Source organism: Pseudomonas sp. GW821-FHT05H12 (assembly GCF_059419385.1).
The window spans coordinates 121,779-143,902 of sequence record NZ_JBWKRS010000005.1; the positions used below are offsets into that span (position 1 = coordinate 121,779).

Sequence of the window (22,124 nt, forward strand, 5' to 3'; positions counted from 1 at the left end):
CAAAGGTCAATCGGGCATGGGGAGTGCGTCGTGAAGTTTTTTGTTGTGCTGTTTTTGAGTCTTCTGTCCCTTTGGGCCCAGGCCGTTGAAGTGGGTGAGCGGCTTGCGCCCTGGACGTTGCTGGACCAGTTCGATCAGGCCTACAGTTTGAATGATCAGGCGCAGATTCTGTTGGTCGCCCGCAGCATGGAAGGCGCAAAGCTGGTGGATGCGGCGTTGCAAGGCCAGCCCAAGGGGTATTTGGAAGCGCGACAGGCCGTGTTTGTCGCTGACATCCAGCGCATGCCTCGGCTGATCGCCAAGTTGTTCGCGGTGCCGGCCATGCAGGCCTACAGCTATCGGGTGATGCTGGATCGCGACGCGCGTGTCGTGCCGCGCTACCCGGGGCCTGTGGATAAAGTGCTGTGGTTGCAACTGGATAAGGGCAAGCTGGTTGCGCAGCGTGAATACGGTTCTGCCGCTGAGCTGCGTCAGGCGTTGGAGCAGGTGGCACCGTGATCAGTGCCGCGGTGCTGGCGCCAGAAACCCTCACGATCGGGTGGCTGTTGTTCGCACCCGTGGTGATGTGGGCGGTCCTGCGCTCGTCCTGGCTTGAGTTGTTCGCCGACCGTCGGCGCCAGCACCTGTTGTTCGGCACGGTGTTCGCGTTGTTCATGCTGTGGCTGGTGCGGCGGGATTTCGATACCGGCGTTTCCTATCACTTTATCGGCATGACCGCCGTCACCTTGTTGCTTGACTGGCCGCTGGCAATCGTCGGCGGTGTTGCGGCCCAAATGGGCCTGGTGCTGTTGGGGCGCCAGGACCTGGCAGCGGTGGGGGTCAACGGCCTGCTGTTGATCGGTTTGCCCGTGTTGGTGACCGAGACCTGTGCGCTGCTGGTCGAACGGGCGCAACCCAGGAACCCCTTCGTGTACATCTTCTGCTCCGGCTTTTTTGCCGCCGCGCTATCGGCGTTGCTCTGCCTGTTGATGGGGCTGGGCCTGTTGTGGTTCGACGGCCGTTTCGCGATGCCGGAATGGCTGGAAGATTTCGTCGGCTACCTGTGGCTGATGATCTTTCCCGAGGCCTTTATCAACGGCATGGTGATCAGCGCCCTGGTGGTGTTCTGTCCTGAATGGCTGGAGACCTTCAACCGTACGCGCTATCTCTCGGCGCCCTGGAAGGATGACGATTCGCAGCGTTGACCTGGATCAAATCCCGCACAGCCGAGCAAGCCCATGCTCTGCGAAATTTTCCTGGGCAAAGGTGGGAGCACGAATCATGAGTGTGTACGAATGGGCACGGCAAGAGCTGCGTAGAAGCCAGGATGCCGCGCAAGAAATCGGCTTTGACCCGGGCCTGACGCTGCGCGCCATGCTCAGTGCGGTGGTGCAGCAGAGCAAAGGCGTGCGCAGTTTCGAAGACCTGGCCGACGAGCTGCAATACCTTGCAGAGAACCTCGACGACCAGCAGGAGTACGCCTTTATGCGCCCTTAGTGGCGTGGCGGCAGGTCTTCGGAAAACAGCTCGTCTTCGGCGTCCGGTGCTACGGGAATCTTGTGTTCTTCAGCTGCCCAGGCGCCCAGGTCGATGAGTTTGCAACGGTCCGAGCAGAACGGGCGGTTGAGGTTGGTCGCTTTCCATTCCACGGGGGCGCCGCAGGTTGGGCAGTCGACAGTCAGGGGTTGGCTCATGATCGGCCTCCACGCAAAGTAAGGTAAAAGTGGTGCAGTCGCTCGACCTCGCTGTGCAACCACGCGAGGTCCTTGTCATTGACCAGTACATCGTCGGCATGTTTCAGGCGGTCTTCACGGCTGGACTGGGCCTTGAGAATCGCCTGCACCTGTTGCTCGCTGATGCCGTCGCGCTGCAGGGTACGCTGAATCTGCAATGATTGCGGCACGTCGATCACCAGGATGCGCTGGGTCATGCTGTACTGGCCCGATTCGATCAGCAGCGGCGACACCAGGATCGCGTAGGGCGATTGAGCACGCGCCAGGTGGCTGCGAATTTCCTCGCCAATCAGCGGGTGCAGCAGGGCTTCGAGCCAGCGCCGCTCTTCGGGCACTTCGAAGATCAGTTTGCGCAACGCAGCGCGGTCCAATTGGCCGTCAGGTTGCAGCACGCCTGCACCAAAGTGTTCGGCGATGCTAGCCAACGCCGGCCGGCCAGGTTCCACGACCCACCGGGCAGCATGGTCGGCGTCGACCAGGTCAATGCCAAGGTCAATAAAGTGCTGGGCGGCGGCGCTTTTACCGCTGCCGATGCCGCCCGTGAGGCCAAGAATCCAGGGTGTTGCAACAGAAGTGGTCATCTGAAACCGACAGACTGCAAATAGAAGTCGGTTATTTGACCACCCCAGAGCAATGCAATCCAGCCGGCAATGGCCAGATACGGACCAAACGGCATCGGGGTCGACGCCTGGGCCTTGCGCAGGCGCAGTAACAGCAGCCCGACAAACACCCCGACCAGCGATGACATCAGCAAGGTCATGGGCAGCACTTGCCAGCCACCCCAGGCGCCGAGCAGCGCCAGCAGCTTGAAGTCGCCATGGCCCATGCCGTCCTTGCCGGTGACCAGCTTGAACAACCAGAACACCGACCATAGGCTCATGTAGCCGATCACTGCGCCCCACAAGGCATCGGGCAGTGGCACCAGCAGTTCGAAGTTGTTGACGATCAGTCCCAGCCACAGCAGGGGCAACACCAGCACGTCCGGCAACAGTTGGTGGTCGGCATCGATCAGGCTCATTGCCAGCAGGCCCCAACTCAATACCAGCACCACAAAGGCTTGCCCGCCAAAGCCGAAATGCCAGGCAACCACGGCCGAGAGCAGCCCGCAGGCCAGCTCGGTGAAGGGGTAGCGGGTGCTGATGGGCGCGTGGCAACGGGCGCAACGCCCTTTGAGCATCAGGTAACTGAGCAGCGGGATATTTTCCCAGGGGCGAATCGGTTGGTTGCAGTGCGGGCAGCAGGAATTGGGGCGCATTAGGTTGTAGGCTGGCGCGGCAGGGTCGAGGGGCAGGCCAAGCACCTCTTGGGCCTGGGCACGCCAGTCCCGTTCGAGCATTTTCGGCAGGCGCCACACCACCACATTGAGGAAGCTGCCGACAATCAGGCCCAGCACCAGCGCCATCGCGGTAAACGCCCACGGGTGCTCGCTCAACACCAGGCTCAAAATGCCGAACCCAATTGGAAGACAGGCAGATACATGGCAATCACCAGCGCACCGACAATGCCGCCCAGCACCACCATGATCAACGGCTCCATCAGGCTGGTGAGGTTATCGACCAAGTGTTCCACATCGGCCTCATAGTGGTTGGCGACCTTTTCCAGCATGTGGTCCAGGGTGCCTGATTCTTCGCCAATCGCAGTCATCTGGATTGCCATGCCCGGGAACAGGTTGCTGGCGGCCATGGATTGGTTCAGCGGCATGCCGGTTGAGACGTCGTGACGCATATGTTCGATTGCCTGTTTAAAGGGCCCATTGCCCACGGCGCCTGCCACGGAGCCCAGCGCTTGTACCAGGGGCACGCCTGCTGCAAAGGTGGTGGAAAGCGTGCGGGCGTAACGAGCGACGGCGGATTTTTTCAGCAGTGTGCCTGCTAGTGGAACCCTCAACAAACCCGTATCTATTTTGTATCGAAAACTACGGGACCCCCGATAGGCTTGGCGTACTGCGACCATGGCGGTACCCAGCCCCAGTGCAACACCCCACCAGGCGCGCTGCAGAAACTCCGACAGGGCGATGACCTGTCGGGTGAACCCGGGCAACTGGCTGTCGACCCCGGCGAACAGGCTTTGGAATTGCGGCACGACATGGATCAGCAACACCGTGCTGACCACGCTGGCGACCAGCAGTACCGCGATGGGGTAGGTCATGGCTTTCTTGATGCGGGCCTTGAGCTGTTCGCTTTTCTCCAGGTGGATGGCGACGCGTTCCAGAAGAGTTTCCAAAGCACCGGCCAATTCCCCTGCGGCAACCAGGTTGCAATACAGCTCATCGAAGTAGCGCGGGTGCTTGCGCAGTGCCGTCGCCAGGCTGTTGCCGGTTGCTATCGCGTGCTTGAGCCCTTTTACCAGTTCGCGCACCTGCCGGTTCTCGAAGCCTTCGCTGATGATGTCGAAGGCCTGCAACAGGGGAATGCCGGCCTTCAGCAGCGTCGCCAACTGCCGGGTGAACAGGGCAATGTCCGCAGGCTTGATCGTTGCGGCCAGGCGGGGCATGCCGGCAGGTTTCCTGCGCACGCGTCCGGGGCAGATGCCCTGCTGGCGCAAGTGTGCCTTGATCAGTGCCACATCGTGGCCAACGGTTTGCCCGGACACCTTGCGCCCCTTGCGGTTGATGCCTTCCCAGGCGTAGATCGTCGAAGTGTCGTTCATGTCTCGTTTGCGCACTGAGGGAGTGGAAGATTTATAGCTTAGTCAGATGACGGATTCGGGCCGGCCGGTGTTGCACGATAAAATGTCAGAATGTGCGTCTTGAGCGCGATTGACCCCATTTGGGTGAGTACACTGGCGCGGCAATAAACCACGAGGCGCAGGACGCGCCTTGTCATGAGTTCTATCCTGGAGAGTGAATGTGATGCGTCAGAAAGGCTTTACCTTGATCGAGTTATTGATCGTCGTGGCAATCATCGGCATTTTGGCCACCATCGGCTTGCCCATGTACACCAAGCACCAGGCCAAGGCCAAGTTCACGGCGGGGTTGGCGGAAATCTCCGCATTGAAGGCCGGCTATGAAGACACCCTCAATCAAGGCACTGTACCGACCCTGGCCTTGATCGGCGGCACCAGCCCTACCGCCAATTGCAAGATCGACGTAGTTGGGGACGTGGCCACGGGGGCAGGGTCCATCAGTTGCGAAATCCTTGACGCCCCGGCGCCTGTGCTGGGCAAGACCATCACGTTGACGCGTAGTGCAACCACGGGTTGGAAGTGCGCAACCACGGCGGATGCGCAGTACGTCACCAAAGGTTGCGGCGCCTGATTGCCTGACCTCACAACACGGAAGTAAGGGTGGCCCATGTCGTTGTCCCTGCAACAGCGAGGCAATGTGTTTCTGGTAGTGGCTGCATGCCTGTTGGCGGTGGGCATCTGCTTGCCGTTCAGTGGGCATGATCTGCAACGTTCCACACAGATTGTCATGAGCCTGGGCGCGGTGCTGTATGGGCTGTCGGCCGGTTCAGGCGAGCGGTTGTTGGACCGGCCCAGCACCTATGGGCTGATGGCGATCATCGGGCTGGGCGTGATCTCTTCCGTACTGGCTCATCAGCCGTTGTGGGCGCTCACCGAAGTGGCGCTGTTTGTCGGTTGTGGCGCGATCGCCGTGGCGTTCGCCTTGCTTCGACGTCAGGGTGGTGAGCCGATGGATCGCGCCCTGATCCTGATTGTCTTGCTGCTGTGCCTGGTCAAGTCTTTGCAGTACCTGTGGGCCGCAGCATCGGCCTTTACCAGTGGTAACGATGTGCTGAACCTCGACCATCTGCTGTCGGGGTTTTCCAACAAGCGATTTTATGGCCAGTTTCAGACCTTCACCTTGGCGCTGTTGGCGCTCCCCTTGCTTTTAGCGAATGTTACCCGCGCCATGCGTGCCGGGGTGTTTGCGCTGCTGTGTGTCTGGTGGTTGATCGCCATCAGTGGCGGCACGCGCGGTACGTGGCTTGGCCTGGCGGTGGCGGCTGGGGTGTTGACGGTGCTGGGGCCTTGGGGGCGGCGTTGGGTTGCCTGGCAACTGGCGGCGCTATGTGGCGGCCTGGTGTTGTATTGGCTGTTGTTCGTGGGGTTGGCGGGCTATCTGGGGATTGAAGTTGGCAGTGGCGCAGGCGATCGCCTGACCACCTCGCTGTCGGGGCGCGGTCCGATCTGGTTACAAGCTTGGCACATGATTGAAGAGCGCCCCTGGCTAGGGTTCGGTCCCATGCATTTTGCCGATATCGCCAATGAAATAGCGGCCCACCCGCACCAGGCGGTTCTGCAGTGGGCCAGTGAGTGGGGCGTGCCGTCAGCCCTATGTGTGGCCGTCCTGGCGTGGCGGGCTGGCTGGGCGACGTGCAGGGTAGTGCGCGCACGAGCATTGTCTGAGGCCGGTGAAGACCTGCTGCGGCTGTGCCTGTTTGCGGCGTTGGTGGGTGCGTTGGTGCAGTCGATGGTCGACGGTGTCATCGTGATGCCCAACTCACAGGTATGGCTGGCGCTGGTGGTAGGTTGGTTGATGGCGTTGCACGTAGGGCGAACTCCCTTGGACAGCGGGCTGAAGTGGGCGGGCGCAGCGTGTCAAATAGCCGGTGTGATGGCCGTTGGTCTGATGTTATTTATCGCTGCACGCGACCTGCCTCATACCGTGCAAGACCAGGCGGACTACCTGCGCGCCGGTCATGATCACCTGCAGCCACGCTTCTGGGCCCAGGGTGTGATCGCACTCCCTGGCCAGTAAGTTGCCGGACGCCCGATGCGGTGCTAGCTTTAGCCCACCGCCCGTGTAGCTCAGCCGGTAGAGCAGCGCACTCGTAACGCGAAGGTCGCAGGTTCGATTCCTGTCTCGGGCAATAAGGCAACACGGCTTCAAAGGCAACGTTTTCAGATGATCCCAGAATGGTTCTGAAGGCCAGACGATCGGGCGTTCCTGCCTGTTCTTTTGTATCTGCGCAACCTTGATGACCCAGATGCATCCCCATTCCTCGATCTAAGAGAACAACATGACCACGACTGAAATGACCCAGGAAGTTCGGCACGAAGAAGCACTCAAGAAATACCTTGAGGACACGCCGCAGCTTAAAGAAGAGATCAAGGACCTGAGCGCCGATGATCAGCGCGACCAGATCCAATGGGCATTCGAGGACGAGGCAGAGAGCCAGGGCTACCAGCCTTGGGAGTTGACCCTCAAGTACACCTCGACACCGGAAGCGTTTGAAGCCGCACGGCTGGCCTTGCACAAAGAGGCCGCCGAGGTGCTGGGTGTCGACTGGGAAGAATATTGCGAGATGAACGACCTGGTCGTCTGATTACCCCGTAGGAGCCGGCTTGCCGGCGATGAGGCCTGTGAGGTTCAAGGTAATCTCACGAGCCCTATCGCCGGCAAGCCGGCTCCTGCAGTGCTTCAGATGCTAAGGCGCATCGAGAGGTCCACTGCCTTCACGTCCTTGGTCATCGCCCCGATGGAGATGTAGTCCACCCCGGTTTGCGCGATGGGCAGCAGCGTGGTTTCGTTGATTCCGCCGCTGGCCTCCAGCTTGGCCTTGCCGGCGTTCAGGCGCACGGCTTCACGCATGTCATCCAGGCTCAATTCGTCGAGCATGATGATATCGGCACCCGCCGCCAGTGCTTCACGCAGTTCTTCCAGGCTTTCAACTTCGATTTCCACCGGCTTGCCTGGCGCAATCTTGTGCGCGGCCGTAATGGCCTGGGCGATACCGCCGCACGCGGCGATATGGTTTTCCTTGATCAAAAACGCGTCATACAGCCCGATGCGATGGTTGTGACAGCCGCCACAGGTCACCGCGTATTTTTGCGCCAGGCGCAGCCCCGGCAGAGTTTTGCGGGTATCGAGCAGCTTGACCTGGGTGCTGGCGACAAAATCCGCCAGGTCTTGCGCACGGGTGGCCACGCCGGACAGCAGCTGCAGGAAATTCAGCGCACAACGTTCACCGCTGAGCAACGAGCGTGCCGGGCCTTCGAGATGGAACAACGCCTGATTGGGGCTGACGCGCTCACCGTCGGCCACCTGCCAATGCACTGCCACACGCGGGTCCAGTTGGCGGAACACAGCATCTACCCACGCTGTACCGGCAATCACAGCCGCATCACGGGTGATGATCGTGGCCTTGGCCAGCCGTTCGGCCGGGATCAACTGTGCAGTGATGTCGCCGCTGCCGATGTCTTCCAGCAGTGCGCGGCGCACGTTGGCTTCGATTTCGGCGGTGAGGTCGGCAAGACGGAGATTCGGCATAACAGGCTCCACAAACAAAGTGCCCCGATTATAGGGGCAGTGCGCGTTTGAACCCAGCGACCTGCTCATTTACGACCAAATGACAGAGTTCGCTGGCGCAACAGCCCTCGTTTGCAAGATAATCTCGCGCCTTGCAATTGGCGTCATAGCTTTGACGTCTTGGTAATGACTGGGTATTCGCAGTGCCCGTCCGGGCCTGTGCCCGAGCATTTCCCCATCAACACCGCCGTTTCAGGAGGCCAGGATGCACAATGACGGAAAGGTGGTGCCTATCAACAAGGTACATGCCACGCCATCGCCGCTCGCGCGCCTGCCGGTGGTGTTGTTGCAGGTGCGTGACAAGGCGGCGCAGCAGCTGCAGCAGGGCCTGCAGGAACTGTTCGATAACGCCGACGACACCCTGTTCGAAATGGCCGACAAGGCTCGAAGCAACGTCGATCACCATATTTTTTTCGAAGCCATGCGCGACTTGCGCCTCAAGCGCAAGAATTTCGAACGCGTGTTCATGGAGCAACTGTTCGCCGCCTTCGCGCTGCTGGGGCAGTCAGGGCGCAGCGACCTGCACCTGGTGCCGGTGGTGTCTTACGATGCAATACCGGGCACCTCCCGTGATGATCTGGAAAAGGCCGTGGCACTGGAGGCTATGCTCGGTCGCGTACGACATCGCGATGGCTTGGCGCTTGCGCAACTCACCGCACGTTTGAGTGCGTTGTTGGACAAGCAACTGGAAGAACGTGAGAACCCCTTGGGCCCGGCGCTGCTCTGCGAGTTTTTCCTGCGGGCAGGGCGCAGCCTGGGTGTGGAGATCCGTGTCAAACTGATCATGCTCAAGCTGTTTGAGAAATACGTACTCAGTGACGCTGACCAACTGTATGGCGAGGCTAATCAGTTGCTGGTGGCTATCGGCGTACTGCCCCAGCTCAAGGCGGTGCCGTCACGTCGCCCCGGCGGTCGAGCAGAACGTGACCAGCAACGCGAAGGCCGGCAGCCGATGACCGAGCCGCCGTTCGAAGATAATGGCCATGAAGCCTTCACCGCCCTGCAAGCCTTATTGGTGGCCGTGCGCGGTCGTGTGGCCCCTACCCTTGAAGCCAGTGCCGAGCCACAACCCATTGCCTCGCGTGACCTGTTGCGCCTGCTCTCTCACTTGCAGCAATACGTACCTGAGCCCGAGGCCGAGGACGATTTCGATCTGCGCAATCATCTTGAGCAGTTGCTGACCCGGGTCAGCGTCAAGAGTGGCAAGTCCCGGGTGGTGGAAAACGCCGACGAAGACGTTATCAATCTGATCGCGCTGCTCTTCGAGTTCATCCTTAAAGATCACGCCGTGCCCGACGCTTTCAAGGCCTTGATCGCCCGCTTGCAAGTGCCCTTGCTAAAAGTCGCGGTATTGGACAAAAGCTTGTTCAGCCGCACCAGCCACCCGGCGCGTCGTTTGCTCAACGAAATTGCCAGGGCTGCCCTGGGCTGGAGCCCGAACGATGATTACCTGCGCGATAGCCTGTACCTGCGCATCGAGCAGGTGGTGCAGCGTTTATTGAATGAGTTCGTCGAGGACCAGGGGATTTTCTCCCAACTGCTGGCCGAGTTCTGCACTTTTACTGCTGATGAGCGCCGACGCTGCGAGCTGCTGGAACAACACACCCGCGATGCCGAAGAAGGTCGGATGCGCACGGATGCCGCCCGCCAACGTGTCGCCGACGTGCTTAATCGGCGGTTGTTGGGTAAGACGCTGCCCCAGGCAGTGGTGCAGTTTCTGCAGCAGGCCTGGAGCCAGGTGCTGTTGTTGGCCAGCCTCAAGCATGGCGAGCAGTCGGTGCAGTGGCAGGCGGGGCTGCGCACCATGGACGAGCTGATCTGGAGCGTAGGCCTGCAGAAAGACACCGAGGCCGGACGGCATTTGCTGGAGCAACTGCCCGGGTTGCTCAAGGCGCTGCGTGACGGGTTGACCAGCGCCGCGTTCGACCCGTTCAGTACCCGTGAATTCTTCGTGCGCTTGCAGGCCATGCATGTGCAGGCGTTTGACGGTGAGGGGCTTGAGGCATTGATGGAAGTGCGTGAGCCGTTTGTGCTCGACAGCGGGTTGCCCGATGCTGTCGATACCCTGCCGGGCGATGACCCTGACCTGCTCAAGGCGCGACAGCTGCAGGCCGGTGGCTGGTTTGAGTTCCAGCAGAACGATGCCGCAGCCCTGCGTTGCAAGCTGATGGCGATTGTTGCGCCGTCCAACACCTACATTTTCGTCAGCCGCATGGGGCTCAAGGTCCAGGAGAAAAGCGCGGGCCAACTGGCTTTGGCGTTCAAGGGCGGCACCTTGCGCCGTTTGGACGAAGGCTTGCTGTTTGAGCGTGCGCTGGCCTCCGTGACCGACAACCTGCGTCAACTCAATCGCGGCAAGTGATCGCAACCGCAGGGCTGAACGCGGCATACTGGTAACACCTCGTCTTAATCAAGGAACCCGTATGCAGTTGGACCCCACCAGCGGTTGGTGCAAGGGCATTCGTCATTGCCCTTCGCCCAACTTCAACGAGCGCCCGACAGGCGAAATCTCTCTGTTGGTGGTGCATAACATCAGCTTGCCACCGGCGCAGTTCGCCACGGGCAAGGTGCACGAGTTTTTCCAGAACCGGCTGGATGTCTCGGAACATCCCTACTATGAAGGGATCGCTCACCTACGTGTGTCAGCGCATTTCCTGATTGAGCGCGACGGTGCCGTGACGCAGTTTGTGGCGTGCCAGGACCGTGCCTGGCATGCCGGGGTTTCCAGCTTTGAAGGGCGGGACACCTGCAATGACTATTCACTGGGGATTGAATTGGAAGGCACCGACGAGCTGCCGTTCACCGACGCGCAATATGCGTCGTTGATCGACCTGACGCGCCAGCTGCTGGCGGCCTACCCAGGCATCACCCGTCAGCGTATCTGCGGTCACAGCGATATTGCCCCGGGCCGCAAGACAGACCCGGGCCCCGCTTTTGATTGGGCGCGCTTTCGCAGCGCCCTGCAGGATGGAGGACACGCACAATGAGTTTCCTGGTGTTGGTGCTGGCGGTGTGGATCGAGAAGTTCTCGGCCTTGCGCCAGCGGTTGCAGCGCGACGGCGGATGGCTGCGTGAACTGGCCAAGTTGGAGTCGAGCCCGCGAATGGGCAAGCAGCCCTGGCTGATTCTTGCGTTGTTGGTGCTACTGCCGGTGGCGCTACTGGCCTTGTTGCTGGTGGTGCTGGAACCTGTGGCCTATGGCTTGTTGGCGTTGCCGGTGCACCTGCTGGTGGTGATCTACAGCCTGGGGCGTGGCGATCTTTTGGCCGGGCTCGGGCCTTTTCGGGATGCGTGGCGCCGTGGCGACTTGCAGGCGGCCGAACATGTGGCCGAGCGTGATCTCAAGCTCGCTGCAGACAGCGGCGAGCAACTGCTCGAAAGGGTTCAGGGGCATCTGCTGTGGCAGGCGTACCAGAGCTTTTTCGCGGTGATCTTCTGGTACTTCCTGCTCGGGCCGGTGGCGGCCCTGGCTTATCGCCTGCTGGCGCTGGCCAGCGAGCACAGCCAGAACCCTCTGGTGGCCGAGCGCGCCGGGCAGCTGCGCCACGCGTTCGACTGGTTGCCGGTCCGCTTGCTGGCAGCCAGTTTTGCCTTGGTGGGCAATTTTGTCGCAGTCAGCCGGGTGATGCTCCACGAGTTGCTGAGTTGGGACATCAGCGCTGCCCAGTTGGTGGAAAAAGTCGGCCTGGTGGCAGCAGAAATTCCACCACCGGTAGTCGGCGTCGATGGCATCAACAGCCTGGATCGCCTGTGGGAACTGCTGCTGCGCGCGGCGGTGCTGTGGTATGCCGGGTTCGCCATCTGGACCGTATTGCCCTGACGTCCTCCGGCAGGGAAGCTTCAGTCTTCCCTGCCGTTAACCTTACGTTACAAAACTCCCTTTCGAATTGAGCTATACAGACAGAGCGCCAAATAGTGGCTATCTGCCGCCGCCCTGCGCCTCAATAAAAATAAAAGAAAGGGAGTTCACCTGTGAAGAGCTTGCTCTATCCCGCCGTCGCGCTGATGAACCGCTTGAGCTTCGGCATGAAGTTCAGCCTGATCAGCGTGCTGTTTTTGCTGCCGATGCTGGCGACCAACTATTTCCTGGTGCGTGATTCCTGGCGTGAATTCCAGGGCACGCGTATCGAGTTGCAAAGCCTCGATTTGCTTGGCAGCAGCCTGACCTTGCGGCGTGATCTGGAAACCCTCAACAACCAGGTACAAATCAACGCAACCCTCGGCCAGTCTGGCAAGGCGGGCGACCTTGAAGGCCAGATCAGCGCTTTGGAGCACAACGTGCTCTCGCGCCTGCAAGGCCTCACCGCCATGGCGACCGACCCCGAGCAAATTGCTGCGTTTGATAGCAAGCGCGACGAATTGATCACAGCGTTCAAGGCCCAACAGCAGGAAACGTCACTGCTGAACAAAAGTGCGTTGATCGGCAAGCTGCTCAATAAAGCCCAGATGCTCAGCCAGATTATTGCCAGCCAATCCGGCTTGAGTCGCGACTCGCAGAGTGATCTGCGCCTGCTCAGCGACCTAGTGACCGGGATCACTCCGCAAGTGACCCAGGCCCTCGGCGAAGGGCGTGCAATGGGTGCTTACTCTCTGGGCCAGGGGTTTATCAATTCCTCTTCCAGCACTCGGTTTGATGAGTTGTTGCAGCAGTTGGAGAAGCTGCAAGGCGAATACGCCCTGAAACTGCAAGACGCACTGGGTGCCAGCAACGCTGCGCATGGCGCCCTCGATTCAATGGCGCAAGCCAGCCAGGCCAGCCTCAAGCAAGGCAGCGAATTGTTCGAGGAACAGGTGGTGATGGCCGAAACCCTCGACGCCCCGTGGCAAGGGTTCTATGCCAGCGTCAGCCAATTGATGGCCAAGACCTACCAGTTGGATGACGCCACTTTGGCCTTCATTCAACAGCAACTGGAGCAGCGCCTGGCACAAAACCGTACGCACATGGTGGTGCTGGTGTGTGCACTGGCAGCGGTGTTTTCACTGATTTTCTACCTGTATGCAGGGTTCTATGCGTCCACCCGCACCACCTTGCGGCGCCTGGGCTTGATGATGGACAACGTGGCAGCGGGCGATATGACGGTCAGCTTTGTGGCGCACAGCCGCGACGAGTTGGGGGAGTTGGGCAAGGTGTTCAACGGCACGGTCGCCAAGATCCACGATCTGATCGAGCGCGTCGGCCAGACCGTCAGCCAGGTCGAGGTGCAAGCCGGCCAAGTGGAGAGCGTGTCGGCCCAGAGCAACCAGGCGGTTTCCGGCCAACGCAGCCAGATCGAACAAGTGGCCACGGCCATGAACCAGATGTCGTCCACCGCCCAGGAGGTTGCGCGTAGCGCGGCGGCAGCCGTCAGCAGTGCCCATAGCGTGAACGATGAGACGGTCAGCGGCCGTGGGTTGGTGCAATCCCAACAGGGCAGCATCGCGCGCTTGGCGTCCGAAATTGATGCGTCGGTGCAGGTGATCAACCAACTGGCCACGGACAGCCAGGCCATCAGCAGTGTGCTGGAAGTGATCAAAAGCATTGCCGAGCAAACCAACCTGCTGGCGCTCAATGCCGCGATCGAGGCCGCACGTGCCGGCGAGCAGGGGCGTGGTTTCGCGGTGGTGGCGGACGAAGTGCGCACCCTGGCGCGTCGCACCCAGCGTTCGACTGAAGAGATCGAACAGATGATCAGCCGGCTGCACACGGGCGTCGGCGCGGCGGTCAAGGCCATGGGCACCAGCCATGCCATGGCCAGCGGAACGGTTGGGCAGTCGGAAAAGGTTCAGCAGGCGTTGGAAAACATCCTTGGTGCTGTGGGCATGATCGTCGATCAGAACCAACAGATTGCTGCCGCCGTCGAGCAACAAACCGCGGTGGCCCACGATATCGACAGGAACATCGTCGAAATCAACCGTGCGGGTGAGCATGCAGCGCAGGGTGCGCATCAGACTGAAGCAGCCAGCCGTCAGCTATCGATGCAGGTCATCGAGTTGAAGCAATTGATCGGCGCGTTTCGCGTGTAGGGCTTTTGGGTAGGAATACTCGGTATGGGGCGTGGTGCATGTCTTGATTTCCCCGTGTCCCTTTTTTGATCGAGTGAATGGGTGAGAATTTGTTTCAGCTAGTCACGGATCAGGGGAGGGCACCACCATGACCATTGCCATCGGCATCAAAGGGCACTGCGCCCATTGCGATATCACGTTTGAACTCAAGTCTTGGCAATTGAATGCCATTGCTATCCATGAACCTTTTGATTGCCCGTACTGCCAGCGAACGTTGCAATTGAACTGTCCCAAACAACTGCGTCAGTTCAAGGCGCTGGATCACTGGGCCCTGGTGCATCCGAGCATGTTCATACTGACCTGCATGGTGTTGGTCGTGGCCTTGGTCGCCGAGTGGGTGGGTTTGGTCAGCGTGATTGAGCAACTCAATATTTCGCTGGTGGTGGTATTGGTCCATTTCCTGGTGTTGCGTTATGCCCATCATCGGCAGCGGATAACGCTCAGCCTGCAAGTTGCCAAACCTGTCGGCGGGTTACCAATTGAACAGCTCGCACGCATTGCGTGTGCTCGTCTCAGCCAGCCGTGACGGGCTGATGCCCATGCGTTCGGCCAGGGCGGTACAGATGTCCGGCAGGTGTTGCGGGCTGTTGCGTTGGCCGGGGTACATGGCGGGCGCCATGTCCGGTGAATCGGTCTCCAGTACTACGGCGTCCAGGGGCAGTTGGCCGAGAACCTTGTGCATGCGCAAGGCCTGGGGCCAGGTCGCGGCACCGCCCAGGCCCAGCTTGAAACCGAGCTTGATGTACTCGCGGGCTTCTTCGTAGCTGCCGGCAAACGCGTGGATGATGCCGCCTCGTGGCACGCGCATACGTTTGAGTGTGGCGATCACGGCGGCGTGGCTGCGGCGTACGTGCAACAGCGCTGGCAGTTGGAAGTCCACGGCCAGTTTCAGTTGTGTCTCGAACAGGCGTTGCTGGCGCTCGCGGTCCAGGTGTTCAAGAAAAAAATCCAGGCCGATCTCGCCCACCGCGCACACTTGCCGATGGCCCTGGAGGCGGCTCAGCCAGTCGCCCAATTCCGTCAGGTCGGCCGGGCGATGTTCATCGAGGTAGACCGGATGCAGACCGAAGGCGGCGAAGAGGCTGTCGTCACCCTGCACCAGATCCCACACGCGCTGCCAATTCTGCTGATAGACCCCCAATACCACCATGCGCCGCACCCCGAGTTGACGGCTGTGGGCGAGGACTTCCCGGCGATCGCTGTCGAAGTCCGGGAAGTCCAGGTGCGTGTGGGTGTCGATCAGCTCCACACTCAGGCCTCGTGAATACGCTGCTTGAAGGTACGGCTGATGGCGTGCACGCCGGGTTGGTACTGTTCTTCTTCAATCGCGGCGAGGGCCAGGCGCAGGGCGGTGTCGGCGATCAGTTGATGCTGTTGGGCCATGGCGTTGACGGGCAGTGGCAGGAAGTCCAGCAACTGCGTATCACCGAAGGTGCCTAGGCGCAGCGGTCGTGATTTGAGCGGGAAGTCATGCAGCGCGTCGAACACGCCTTGCAGCAGCACGTAGGACGTCGTCACCAGTGCATCCGGCAAATGCCCCAGACGCTGCAGGAGTTGTTCCATCAACTGCCGACCGCAGTCGCGGCTGAAGGCTTCGCCCTGTTCGATCAGCACGTCGCCCTTGAAGTCGCGCAGTGCCTCGCGAAAACCGGCGGCGCGTTCCTGGCTGATGCTCAGCTCGGGGTGTGCGCCGATCAGCACGATCTGTTTGGGCAGTGGTTGCAGCAGGCTGCTGGTCAGTTGTTGGCAGGCCTGGCGGTCGTCGCTGACCACCGAGCAGAACTGGCCCGTGTCCATCACCCGGTCGATGGCGATCACCGGCAGGCCTTTGGCTTGCAGCTCGCGGTAGCTGTCATCGCTGGCTGGCAGGCAGCTGGCCACAAACAGTGCGTCGCAGCGACGGGCGCGAAACAGTTGCAGCAGTTGGCGTTCGCTGTCGGCCTCATCGTCAGAGCTGGCGATCAGCAGCTGATAGCCCCGGGCGCGAGCACCTTGCTCCAGCAACTTGGCGATCCGTGCGTAACTGGGGTTTTCCAGGTCCGGCAGGATAAAGCCCAAGGTGCGCGTATGCCGACTGCGCAGTCCGGCCGCCTGGGGGTTGGGCGTAAAGCCATGGGCTTCGACCACCGCTCGCACGCGCTCGACGGTCGCGTTGCTGATGCGTTGCTGTTCGGCCTTGCCATTGATGACATAGCTGGCGGTGGTCACGGACACACCGGCCAGACGTGCAATATCGCTGAGTTTCAAACCGGGATTTCCTTGTTTTTTAGAGCTTGCCCCGACATTTTGTCCAATCGTAACCGATTCCTGCACGCGACTAACGTCTGGGCTCAAGCGCCGAGTGGTTCTTCAAGGATGCTCAATTAGCGGTTAACCTGCCATAAATTCTAGATTAAACGTTTCAGCTGGCGTATTTTTACGACGTTCGTGACTCAGTGGCTACTGCCAATTGACCACTCAGTCAGTTATTTTTGAACACCCGTGCGCTGATTTATTCAAAACAATACCTAGTGCGCCCCTCGCACTAACTAGGAGAACGGCATGCTTGAGCTCACTGTAGAGCAGATTTCCATGGGCCAGGTGGCTGTGGATAAATCTGCTGCCTTGCACCTGCTCGCGGACAAACTGGTGGCCGACGGTCTGGTCGCCGAGGGTTACCTCAGTGGGTTGCAAGCCCGTGAAGCCCAAGGCTCGACCTTTCTCGGCCAAGGCATCGCCATTCCCCACGGTACTCCCGAAACCCGCGACCAAGTGTTCTCCACCGGTGTGCGCCTGCTGCAGTTCCCCGAAGGGGTGGATTGGGGCGACGGCCAGATCGTCTACCTGGCCATCGGCATTGCCGCCAAATCCGATGAACACCTGCGTCTGCTGCAACTGCTTACCCGCGCCCTCGGTGAAACCGACCTGGGCCAGGCGCTGCGTCGTGCCGGTTCCGCCGAAGCCTTGCTGAAACTGCTGCAAGGTGCGCCGCAGGAACTGGCGCTGGATGCACAGATGATCAGCCTGGGCGTGTCCGCCGATGATTTCGAAGAGCTGGTATGGCGAGGCGCACGCCTGCTGCGCCAGGCCGATTGCGTGAGCAATGGTTTCGCCGCCGTCTTGCAGCAAGTCGACGCCCTGCCCCTGGGTGATGGCCTCTGGTGGCTGCACAGTGAGCAGACGGTGAAGCGCCCCGGCCTTGCCTTCGTCACCCCCGACAAACCCATGCGTTACCTCGGCCAGCCCCTCAATGGCGTGTTCTGCCTGGCCAGCCTCGGCGAGGCGCACCAAGCGTTGCTTGAACGCCTGTGCGCGTTGCTGATTGAAGGGCGCGGGCAGGAACTGGGCCGCGCCACCAGCAGCCGTGCCGTGCTCGAAGTGCTCGGCGGCGAGCTGCCTGCCGACTGGCCCAGCGCCCGGATTACCTTGGCCAACGCCCACGGCCTGCACGCCCGGCCGGCCAAGGTGCTGGCGCAGTTGGCGAAGCAGTTTGACGGCGATTTGCGGGTGCGCGTCATCGATGGCCCGGTGGGCGCCGTGTCGGTGAAAAGCCTGAGCAAGTTGCTCAGCCTCGGCGCGCGTCGCGGCCAGGTGCTGGAATTTGTTGCCGAGCCGTCGATTGCCGGTGATGCGCTGCCCGCTCTGTTGGCAGCGGTCGAAGCGGGGTTGGGTGAAGAGGTCGAGCCGTTGCCGACGGCCAGCGCGCAGCCTGCCACTGTTGATATCGAGCCCGTAATCAGCGCCCCCGTGTCCGGCAGCCAGATCCAGGCCATCGCCGCCGCGCCGGGCATTGCCATCGGCCCGGCGCACGTCCAGGTCCAGCAGGTATTTGATTACCCGTTGCGCGGCGAGTCTTCCTCCATTGAGCGTCAGCGCCTGCAAGACGCCTTGGCCGAGGTGCGCCGTGATATCCAGGGGCTGATCGAACGCAGCCCAGCCAAAGCCATCCGCGAGATTTTCATCACGCACCAGGAGATGCTCGACGACCCGGAACTCACCGACGAAGTCGATACCCGTCTCAAGCAGGGTGAAAGCGCCGAAGCCGCCTGGATGAGCGTGATCGAGGCCGCCGCCAAGCAGCAGGAATCGCTGCAGGATGCCTTGCTTGCCGAGCGTGCCGCCGACTTGCGCGACATTGGCCGGCGTGTGCTGGCGCAACTCTGCGGGGTCGAAACCGCCCAGGAGCCGAGCCAGCCCTACATTCTGGTAATGGATGAAGTTGGCCCGTCCGACGTCGCACGCCTGGACCCGGCCCGCGTGGCCGGTATCCTCACCGCCCGTGGCGGCGCCACCGCTCACAGCGCTATCGTCGCCCGTGCCCTGGGCATCCCAGCCTTGGTGGGCGCAGGTGCTGCCGTTTTGCTGTTGGCGCCGGGCACACCGCTGTTGCTCGATGGCCAGCGCGGTCGCCTGCACGTGGACGCCGACGCCGCCACCCTGCAACGCGCCACCGTCGAACGTGACACCCGCGAACAACGCCTGCAAGCGGCCTCGGCCCAACGCCATGAATCGGCCTTGACCCGCGACGGCCACGCCGTGGAAGTGTTCGCCAATATCGGCGAAAGCGCCGGCGTTGCCAGTGCCGTTGAACAAGGCGCCGAAGGGATCGGCCTGCTGCGTACCGAACTGATTTTCATGGCCCACCCGCAAGCGCCGGATGAAGCCACCCAGGAAGCCGAATACCGTCGTGTGCTCGACGGCCTCGACGGTCGCCCGCTGGTGGTGCGCACCCTCGACGTCGGCGGTGACAAACCGCTGCCTTACTGGCCCATTGCCCAGGAAGAAAACCCGTTCCTTGGCGTGCGTGGCATTCGCCTGACCTTGCAGCGCCCGCAGATCATGGAAGCACAATTGCGTGCGCTGCTGCGCTCGGCAGACAACCGCCCACTGCGCATCATGTTCCCCATGGTCGGCAGTGTGGACGAGTGGCGCGCCGCCCGTGACATGACCGAGCGCTTGCGCCTGGAAATCCCGGTGGCCGACCTGCAACTGGGCATCATGATTGAGGTGCCGTCCGCCGCGTTGCTCGCGCCGGTGCTGGCCAAGGAAGTCGACTTCTTCAGTGTCGGCACCAATGACCTGACCCAATACACCCTGGCCATCGACCGTGGTCACCCGACCTTGTCCGCCCAGGCCGATGGCCTGCACCCGGCAGTGTTGCAACTGATCGACATCACCGTGCGAGCCGCCCACGCCCATGGCAAATGGGTGGGTGTGTGCGGCGAGTTGGCGGCCGACCCGTTGGCGGTGCCGGTGCTGGTGGGCCTGGGGGTGGATGAGTTGAGTGTGTCCGCCCGCAGCATTCCCGAAGTGAAGGCGCGGGTGCGTGAATTCAGCCTGAGCGAGGCCCAGGGCCTGGCGCAAAAAGCACTGGCAGCGGGTTCGCCCGCCGACGTGCGTGCCCTTGTGGAGGCCGTGTAAATGGCAAGGATTCTGACCCTGACGCTGAACCCGGCGTTGGACCTGACCGTGCGCTTGGCGCACCTGGAACCGGGTGAAGTCAATCGCAGCGAAACCTTGCTGACCCACGCGGCCGGCAAGGGCGTGAACGTGGCGCAGGTACTGGCCGATCTGGGCCATCAGGTGAGTGTGGGCGGGTTTCTCGGTGCGGAAAATCCCCAGGCTTTCGACGCGTTGATTGCCCGTCGTAAGTTTGGCAATGCGTTTATTCGGGTGCCCGGTGAGACACGCAGCAATATCAAGATTGCCGAGCGGGATGGCCGGGTTACCGACATCAATGCGCCGGGGCCGCTGGTGAGTGAAGAGGCGCAAGAAGAACTGCTCAGACTCATCACCATCGTCGGCCCTGAATTCGACGCGGTGGTGGTGGCAGGCAGCCTGCCGCGTGGTATCACCCCTCAATGGTTCCAGGGTTTGCTCGAGAAAATCAAAGGCCTGGGTTTGAAAGTCGCCCTGGACACCAGTGGCGAAGCCTTGCGCGCCGGCCTACAAGCTGGACCGTGGCTGGTCAAACCCAACACCGAAGAACTGGCCGAGGCGCTGGGCAATGCCACCGACGCTATCCATCGCCTGCATGAACTGGGCGTGGAGCATGTCGTGGTCTCCGACGGCGCTGCGGGCGTGAGTTGGTACAGCCCCCAGGTGGCGCTGCATGCCACGCCGCCCAAGGTCACGGTCGCGAGCACCGTGGGTGCGGGCGATTCGTTGCTGGCCGGGATGCTTCACGGCTTGCTCGCTGGCGATGCACCCGAGCAGACCTTGCGCCGCGCCACGGCGATTGCCGCGATGGCGGTGACGCAGATCGGTTTCGGCATCAGCGATGACGCGCAGTTGGCGCGCCTCGAAAGCGGCGTCCACGTGCGTACGCTGACAGAACAATAAGAGGGTTTGTGATGAAGTTAGCCATTGTTACCGCCTGCCCGAACGGCATGGTCACCAGTGTGCTGTGCGCCCGCTTGTTGGACGCCGCCGCGCAACGTCAGGGCTGGAGCACCAGTGTCGAAGTGGTCGATGGGCAGCGCCCTGAACGCCAATTGTCCCAGGCCACCCTCGACGCCGCCGAATGGGTGTTGTTGGTCAGCAGCACGCCGGTGGACATGCAGCGGTTTGTCGGCAAGCGTGTGTTCCAGAGCACGCCGGCTCAGGCGCTGGCGGACGTCGAGGCGGTATTGCGGCGTGGGGCCGAAGAGGCCGAGGTTTACGTCGCCACTGAAACGGCAGCCAAGACCGCGCCGCGCATCGTCGCAATCACCGCGTGCCCTACCGGGGTGGCGCACACGTTCATGGCCGCCGAAGCCCTGCAGCAAGCCGCCAAGCGGCTGGGCTACGACTTGCAAGTCGAGACCCAGGGTTCGGTGGGCGCGCGTACGCCATTAAGTGCGCAAGCGATTGCCGAGGCCGATGTGGTGCTGTTGGCGGCGGACATCGAGGTGGCCACCGAGCGGTTTGCCGGCAAGAAAATTTACCGCTGCGGCACGGGCATCGCCCTCAAGCAATCCGAAGCGACGCTGAAAAAAGCGTTGGCCGAAGGCGCGGTGGAAAGCACCGGCAGTGCAGCGGTGGCCCAGTCGGAAAAAACCGGCGTGTACAAACACCTGCTCACCGGCGTGTCGTTCATGTTGCCGATGGTGGTGGCGGGTGGGTTGTTAATCGCCTTGTCGTACATGTTTGGCATCACCGCTTTTGAAGAACAAGGTTCACTCGCTGCGGCCTTGAAAAACGTCGGTGGTCAGGCCTTTATGCTGATGGTGCCGCTGCTGGCAGGCTACATCGCCTACTCCATCGCAGACCGACCAGCCTTGGCCCCCGGAATGATCGGCGGCTTGCTGGCAACGACCTTGGGGGCGGGATTTATCGGTGGGATTTTCGCCGGTTTCGTGGCCGGCTACTGCGTCAAGCTCGTCAACCGCGCGATCCGATTGCCGCAGAGCCTGGATGCGCTTAAACCGATCCTGATCATCCCGTTGCTGGCGAGCCTGGTCACCGGCCTGGCGATGATCTATCTGATCGGGCCGCCGGTGGCGCGCATGCTCGTTGGCTTGACCGCCTACCTCAATGATATGGGCACGACCAACGCGGTGCTGCTGGGCATTCTGTTGGGCGGCATGATGTGCGTCGACCTTGGTGGGCCGATCAACAAGGCGGCCTATGCGTTTTCCGTGGGCATGTTGGCGGAGCACAGTGGTGGGCCGATTGCCGCCGTGATGGCGGCGGGTATGGTGCCGCCGATTGGCATGGGCATCGCCACCTTCCTTGCGCGCCGCAAGTTCGCCCAGACAGAGCGAGAGGCCGGCAAGGCGGCGATCATTCTCGGGATGGTGTTTATCTCCGAAGGTGCGATTCCGTTTGCGGCCAAAGACCCACTGCGCGTGATTCCGGCGAGCATCGCGGGCGGCGCGTTGGCAGGGGCAATTTCGATGTATTTCGGCTGCAAACTGGCAGCGCCCCACGGTGGCCTGGCGGTGCTGGTTATCCCGAATGCGATGAACCATGCGCTGTTGTATCTGCTGGCGATTGTGGCTGGTAGCGTGCTGACTGGCTTGGTCTACGCCCTGATCAAGCGCCCGGACACTGAAGAGCTGGTCGTCACTTCCGCATGACTCCCACCTGTAGGAGCCGGCTTGCCAGCGATGGCGTCCTCAAGGGCCCCATCGCAGGCAAGCCAGCTCCCACAGGTG

At 61.4% G+C, this 22,124-nt stretch carries 21 protein-coding genes and 1 tRNA gene; 15 read left to right on the plus strand and 7 right to left on the minus strand.

Features of this window, described 5'->3' with window-relative positions; all coding sequences use genetic code 11:
• The first annotated feature begins 30 nt into the window (after positions 1-30).
• The 3 genes from AC07SU_RS06320 to AC07SU_RS06330 all read left to right on the plus strand — a co-directional run bounded on the left by AC07SU_RS06320 (position 31) and on the right by AC07SU_RS06330 (position 1,476).
• A complete protein-coding gene (locus tag AC07SU_RS06320) occupies positions 31-498 on the plus strand; it encodes an FAD/FMN-containing dehydrogenase (RefSeq protein ID WP_494996529.1) in 468 nt (155 codons plus the stop codon).
• Complete coding sequence (locus tag AC07SU_RS06325; RefSeq protein ID WP_176995147.1) at positions 495-1,184, plus strand: energy-coupling factor ABC transporter permease; 690 nt, start codon at positions 495-497, stop codon at positions 1,182-1,184. The genes AC07SU_RS06320 and AC07SU_RS06325 overlap by 4 nt, the downstream gene beginning before the upstream one ends.
• A 76-nt stretch (positions 1,185-1,260) precedes the next feature.
• Positions 1,261-1,476, plus strand: a complete 216-nt coding sequence (locus AC07SU_RS06330; RefSeq protein WP_003171680.1) for a hypothetical protein — start codon at positions 1,261-1,263, stop codon at positions 1,474-1,476.
• Here the strand turns inward: AC07SU_RS06330 and yacG are convergent.
• From yacG to AC07SU_RS06350, 4 genes are read right to left on the minus strand one after another with little or no spacing between them, the layout of a single operon-like run.
• Positions 1,473-1,673 carry a DNA gyrase inhibitor YacG gene (gene yacG / locus AC07SU_RS06335; protein ID WP_003188437.1) on the minus strand — a complete coding sequence of 67 codons (201 nt, stop codon included), beginning with the start codon at positions 1,671-1,673 and terminating at the stop codon, positions 1,473-1,475. The two genes, AC07SU_RS06330 and yacG, sit on opposite strands and share 4 nt — an antisense overlap.
• Positions 1,670-2,293 (minus strand): dephospho-CoA kinase, encoded by a 624-nt coding sequence (gene coaE / locus AC07SU_RS06340; RefSeq protein WP_494996530.1) that lies wholly within the window; start codon positions 2,291-2,293, stop codon positions 1,670-1,672. Before coaE ends, yacG begins: the two co-directional genes overlap by 4 nt.
• Positions 2,290-3,156: a prepilin peptidase gene (locus AC07SU_RS06345; protein WP_494996531.1), complete on the minus strand. Its 867-nt coding sequence runs from the start codon at positions 3,154-3,156 to the stop codon at positions 2,290-2,292. The genes coaE and AC07SU_RS06345 overlap by 4 nt, the downstream gene beginning before the upstream one ends.
• On the minus strand, positions 3,153-4,361 hold the full coding sequence (locus tag AC07SU_RS06350; RefSeq protein WP_494996532.1) for a type II secretion system F family protein: 1,209 nt from the start codon (positions 4,359-4,361) through the stop codon (positions 3,153-3,155). Before AC07SU_RS06350 ends, AC07SU_RS06345 begins: the two co-directional genes overlap by 4 nt.
• 202 nt (positions 4,362-4,563) lie before the next feature.
• Here AC07SU_RS06350 and AC07SU_RS06355 point away from each other — a divergent pair, with 202 nt between their 5' ends.
• The 4 genes from AC07SU_RS06355 (at position 4,564) to AC07SU_RS06370 (ending at position 6,982) form a co-directional block, all read left to right on the plus strand.
• Positions 4,564-4,968 (plus strand): pilin, encoded by a 405-nt coding sequence (locus tag AC07SU_RS06355; RefSeq protein ID WP_176995258.1) that lies wholly within the window; start codon positions 4,564-4,566, stop codon positions 4,966-4,968.
• Between the two features lie 36 nt (positions 4,969-5,004).
• Positions 5,005-6,414 (plus strand): O-antigen ligase family protein, encoded by a 1,410-nt coding sequence (locus AC07SU_RS06360; RefSeq protein ID WP_494996533.1) that lies wholly within the window; start codon positions 5,005-5,007, stop codon positions 6,412-6,414.
• 39 nt (positions 6,415-6,453) lie between these two features.
• Positions 6,454-6,526: transfer RNA gene (locus tag AC07SU_RS06365), tRNA-Thr, on the plus strand.
• A gap of 150 nt (positions 6,527-6,676) precedes the next feature.
• Positions 6,677-6,982, plus strand: a complete 306-nt coding sequence (locus AC07SU_RS06370) for a DUF6388 family protein (protein WP_176995142.1) — start codon at positions 6,677-6,679, stop codon at positions 6,980-6,982.
• Positions 6,983-7,077: 95 nt separating this feature from the next.
• Here AC07SU_RS06370 and nadC read toward each other — a convergent pair whose 3' ends face one another.
• Complete coding sequence (nadC, locus tag AC07SU_RS06375; RefSeq protein WP_176995141.1) at positions 7,078-7,926, minus strand: carboxylating nicotinate-nucleotide diphosphorylase; 849 nt, start codon at positions 7,924-7,926, stop codon at positions 7,078-7,080.
• Between the two features lie 244 nt (positions 7,927-8,170).
• On the opposite strand from nadC, the gene AC07SU_RS06380 reads away from it, so the two are divergent.
• From AC07SU_RS06380 to AC07SU_RS06400, 5 genes are all read left to right on the plus strand, one after another.
• On the plus strand, positions 8,171-10,327 hold the full coding sequence (locus AC07SU_RS06380; protein ID WP_176995140.1) for a DUF1631 domain-containing protein: 2,157 nt from the start codon (positions 8,171-8,173) through the stop codon (positions 10,325-10,327).
• 61 nt (positions 10,328-10,388) lie between these two features.
• Positions 10,389-10,952, plus strand: a complete 564-nt coding sequence (gene ampD, locus AC07SU_RS06385) for a 1,6-anhydro-N-acetylmuramyl-L-alanine amidase AmpD (protein WP_494996534.1) — start codon at positions 10,389-10,391, stop codon at positions 10,950-10,952.
• Positions 10,949-11,785 (plus strand): regulatory signaling modulator protein AmpE, encoded by an 837-nt coding sequence (ampE, locus tag AC07SU_RS06390; RefSeq protein WP_494996535.1) that lies wholly within the window; start codon positions 10,949-10,951, stop codon positions 11,783-11,785. The genes ampD and ampE overlap by 4 nt, the downstream gene beginning before the upstream one ends.
• A gap of 152 nt (positions 11,786-11,937) precedes the next feature.
• A complete protein-coding gene (locus tag AC07SU_RS06395) occupies positions 11,938-13,968 on the plus strand; it encodes a methyl-accepting chemotaxis protein (protein ID WP_494996536.1) in 2,031 nt (676 codons plus the stop codon).
• A gap of 127 nt (positions 13,969-14,095) precedes the next feature.
• On the plus strand, positions 14,096-14,533 hold the full coding sequence (locus AC07SU_RS06400; protein WP_494996537.1) for a hypothetical protein: 438 nt from the start codon (positions 14,096-14,098) through the stop codon (positions 14,531-14,533).
• Here the strand turns inward: AC07SU_RS06400 and AC07SU_RS06405 are convergent.
• Complete coding sequence (locus tag AC07SU_RS06405) at positions 14,480-15,256, minus strand: TatD family hydrolase (RefSeq protein ID WP_494996538.1); 777 nt, start codon at positions 15,254-15,256, stop codon at positions 14,480-14,482. The genes AC07SU_RS06400 and AC07SU_RS06405 overlap by 54 nt on opposite strands.
• 2 nt (positions 15,257-15,258) lie before the next feature.
• Positions 15,259-16,254, minus strand: a complete 996-nt coding sequence (gene cra / locus AC07SU_RS06410; protein ID WP_176995134.1) for a catabolite repressor/activator — start codon at positions 16,252-16,254, stop codon at positions 15,259-15,261.
• A 294-nt stretch (positions 16,255-16,548) separates the two neighbouring features.
• On the opposite strand from cra, the gene ptsP reads away from it, so the two are divergent.
• Genes ptsP through AC07SU_RS06425 form a run of 3 tightly spaced genes read left to right on the plus strand, consistent with a single transcriptional unit; the run spans position 16,549 to position 22,046 of the window.
• The gene (gene ptsP, locus AC07SU_RS06415) at positions 16,549-19,407 is read left to right on the plus strand and encodes a phosphoenolpyruvate--protein phosphotransferase (RefSeq protein ID WP_494996539.1); all 2,859 of its coding nucleotides are present in this window, start codon (positions 16,549-16,551) and stop codon (positions 19,405-19,407) included.
• Positions 19,408-20,328 (plus strand): 1-phosphofructokinase, encoded by a 921-nt coding sequence (pfkB, locus tag AC07SU_RS06420; protein ID WP_494996540.1) that lies wholly within the window; start codon positions 19,408-19,410, stop codon positions 20,326-20,328.
• A gap of 11 nt (positions 20,329-20,339) precedes the next feature.
• Positions 20,340-22,046, plus strand: a complete 1,707-nt coding sequence (locus AC07SU_RS06425; RefSeq protein ID WP_494996541.1) for a PTS fructose-like transporter subunit IIB — start codon at positions 20,340-20,342, stop codon at positions 22,044-22,046.
• Positions 22,047-22,124: the final 78 nt, after the last annotated feature.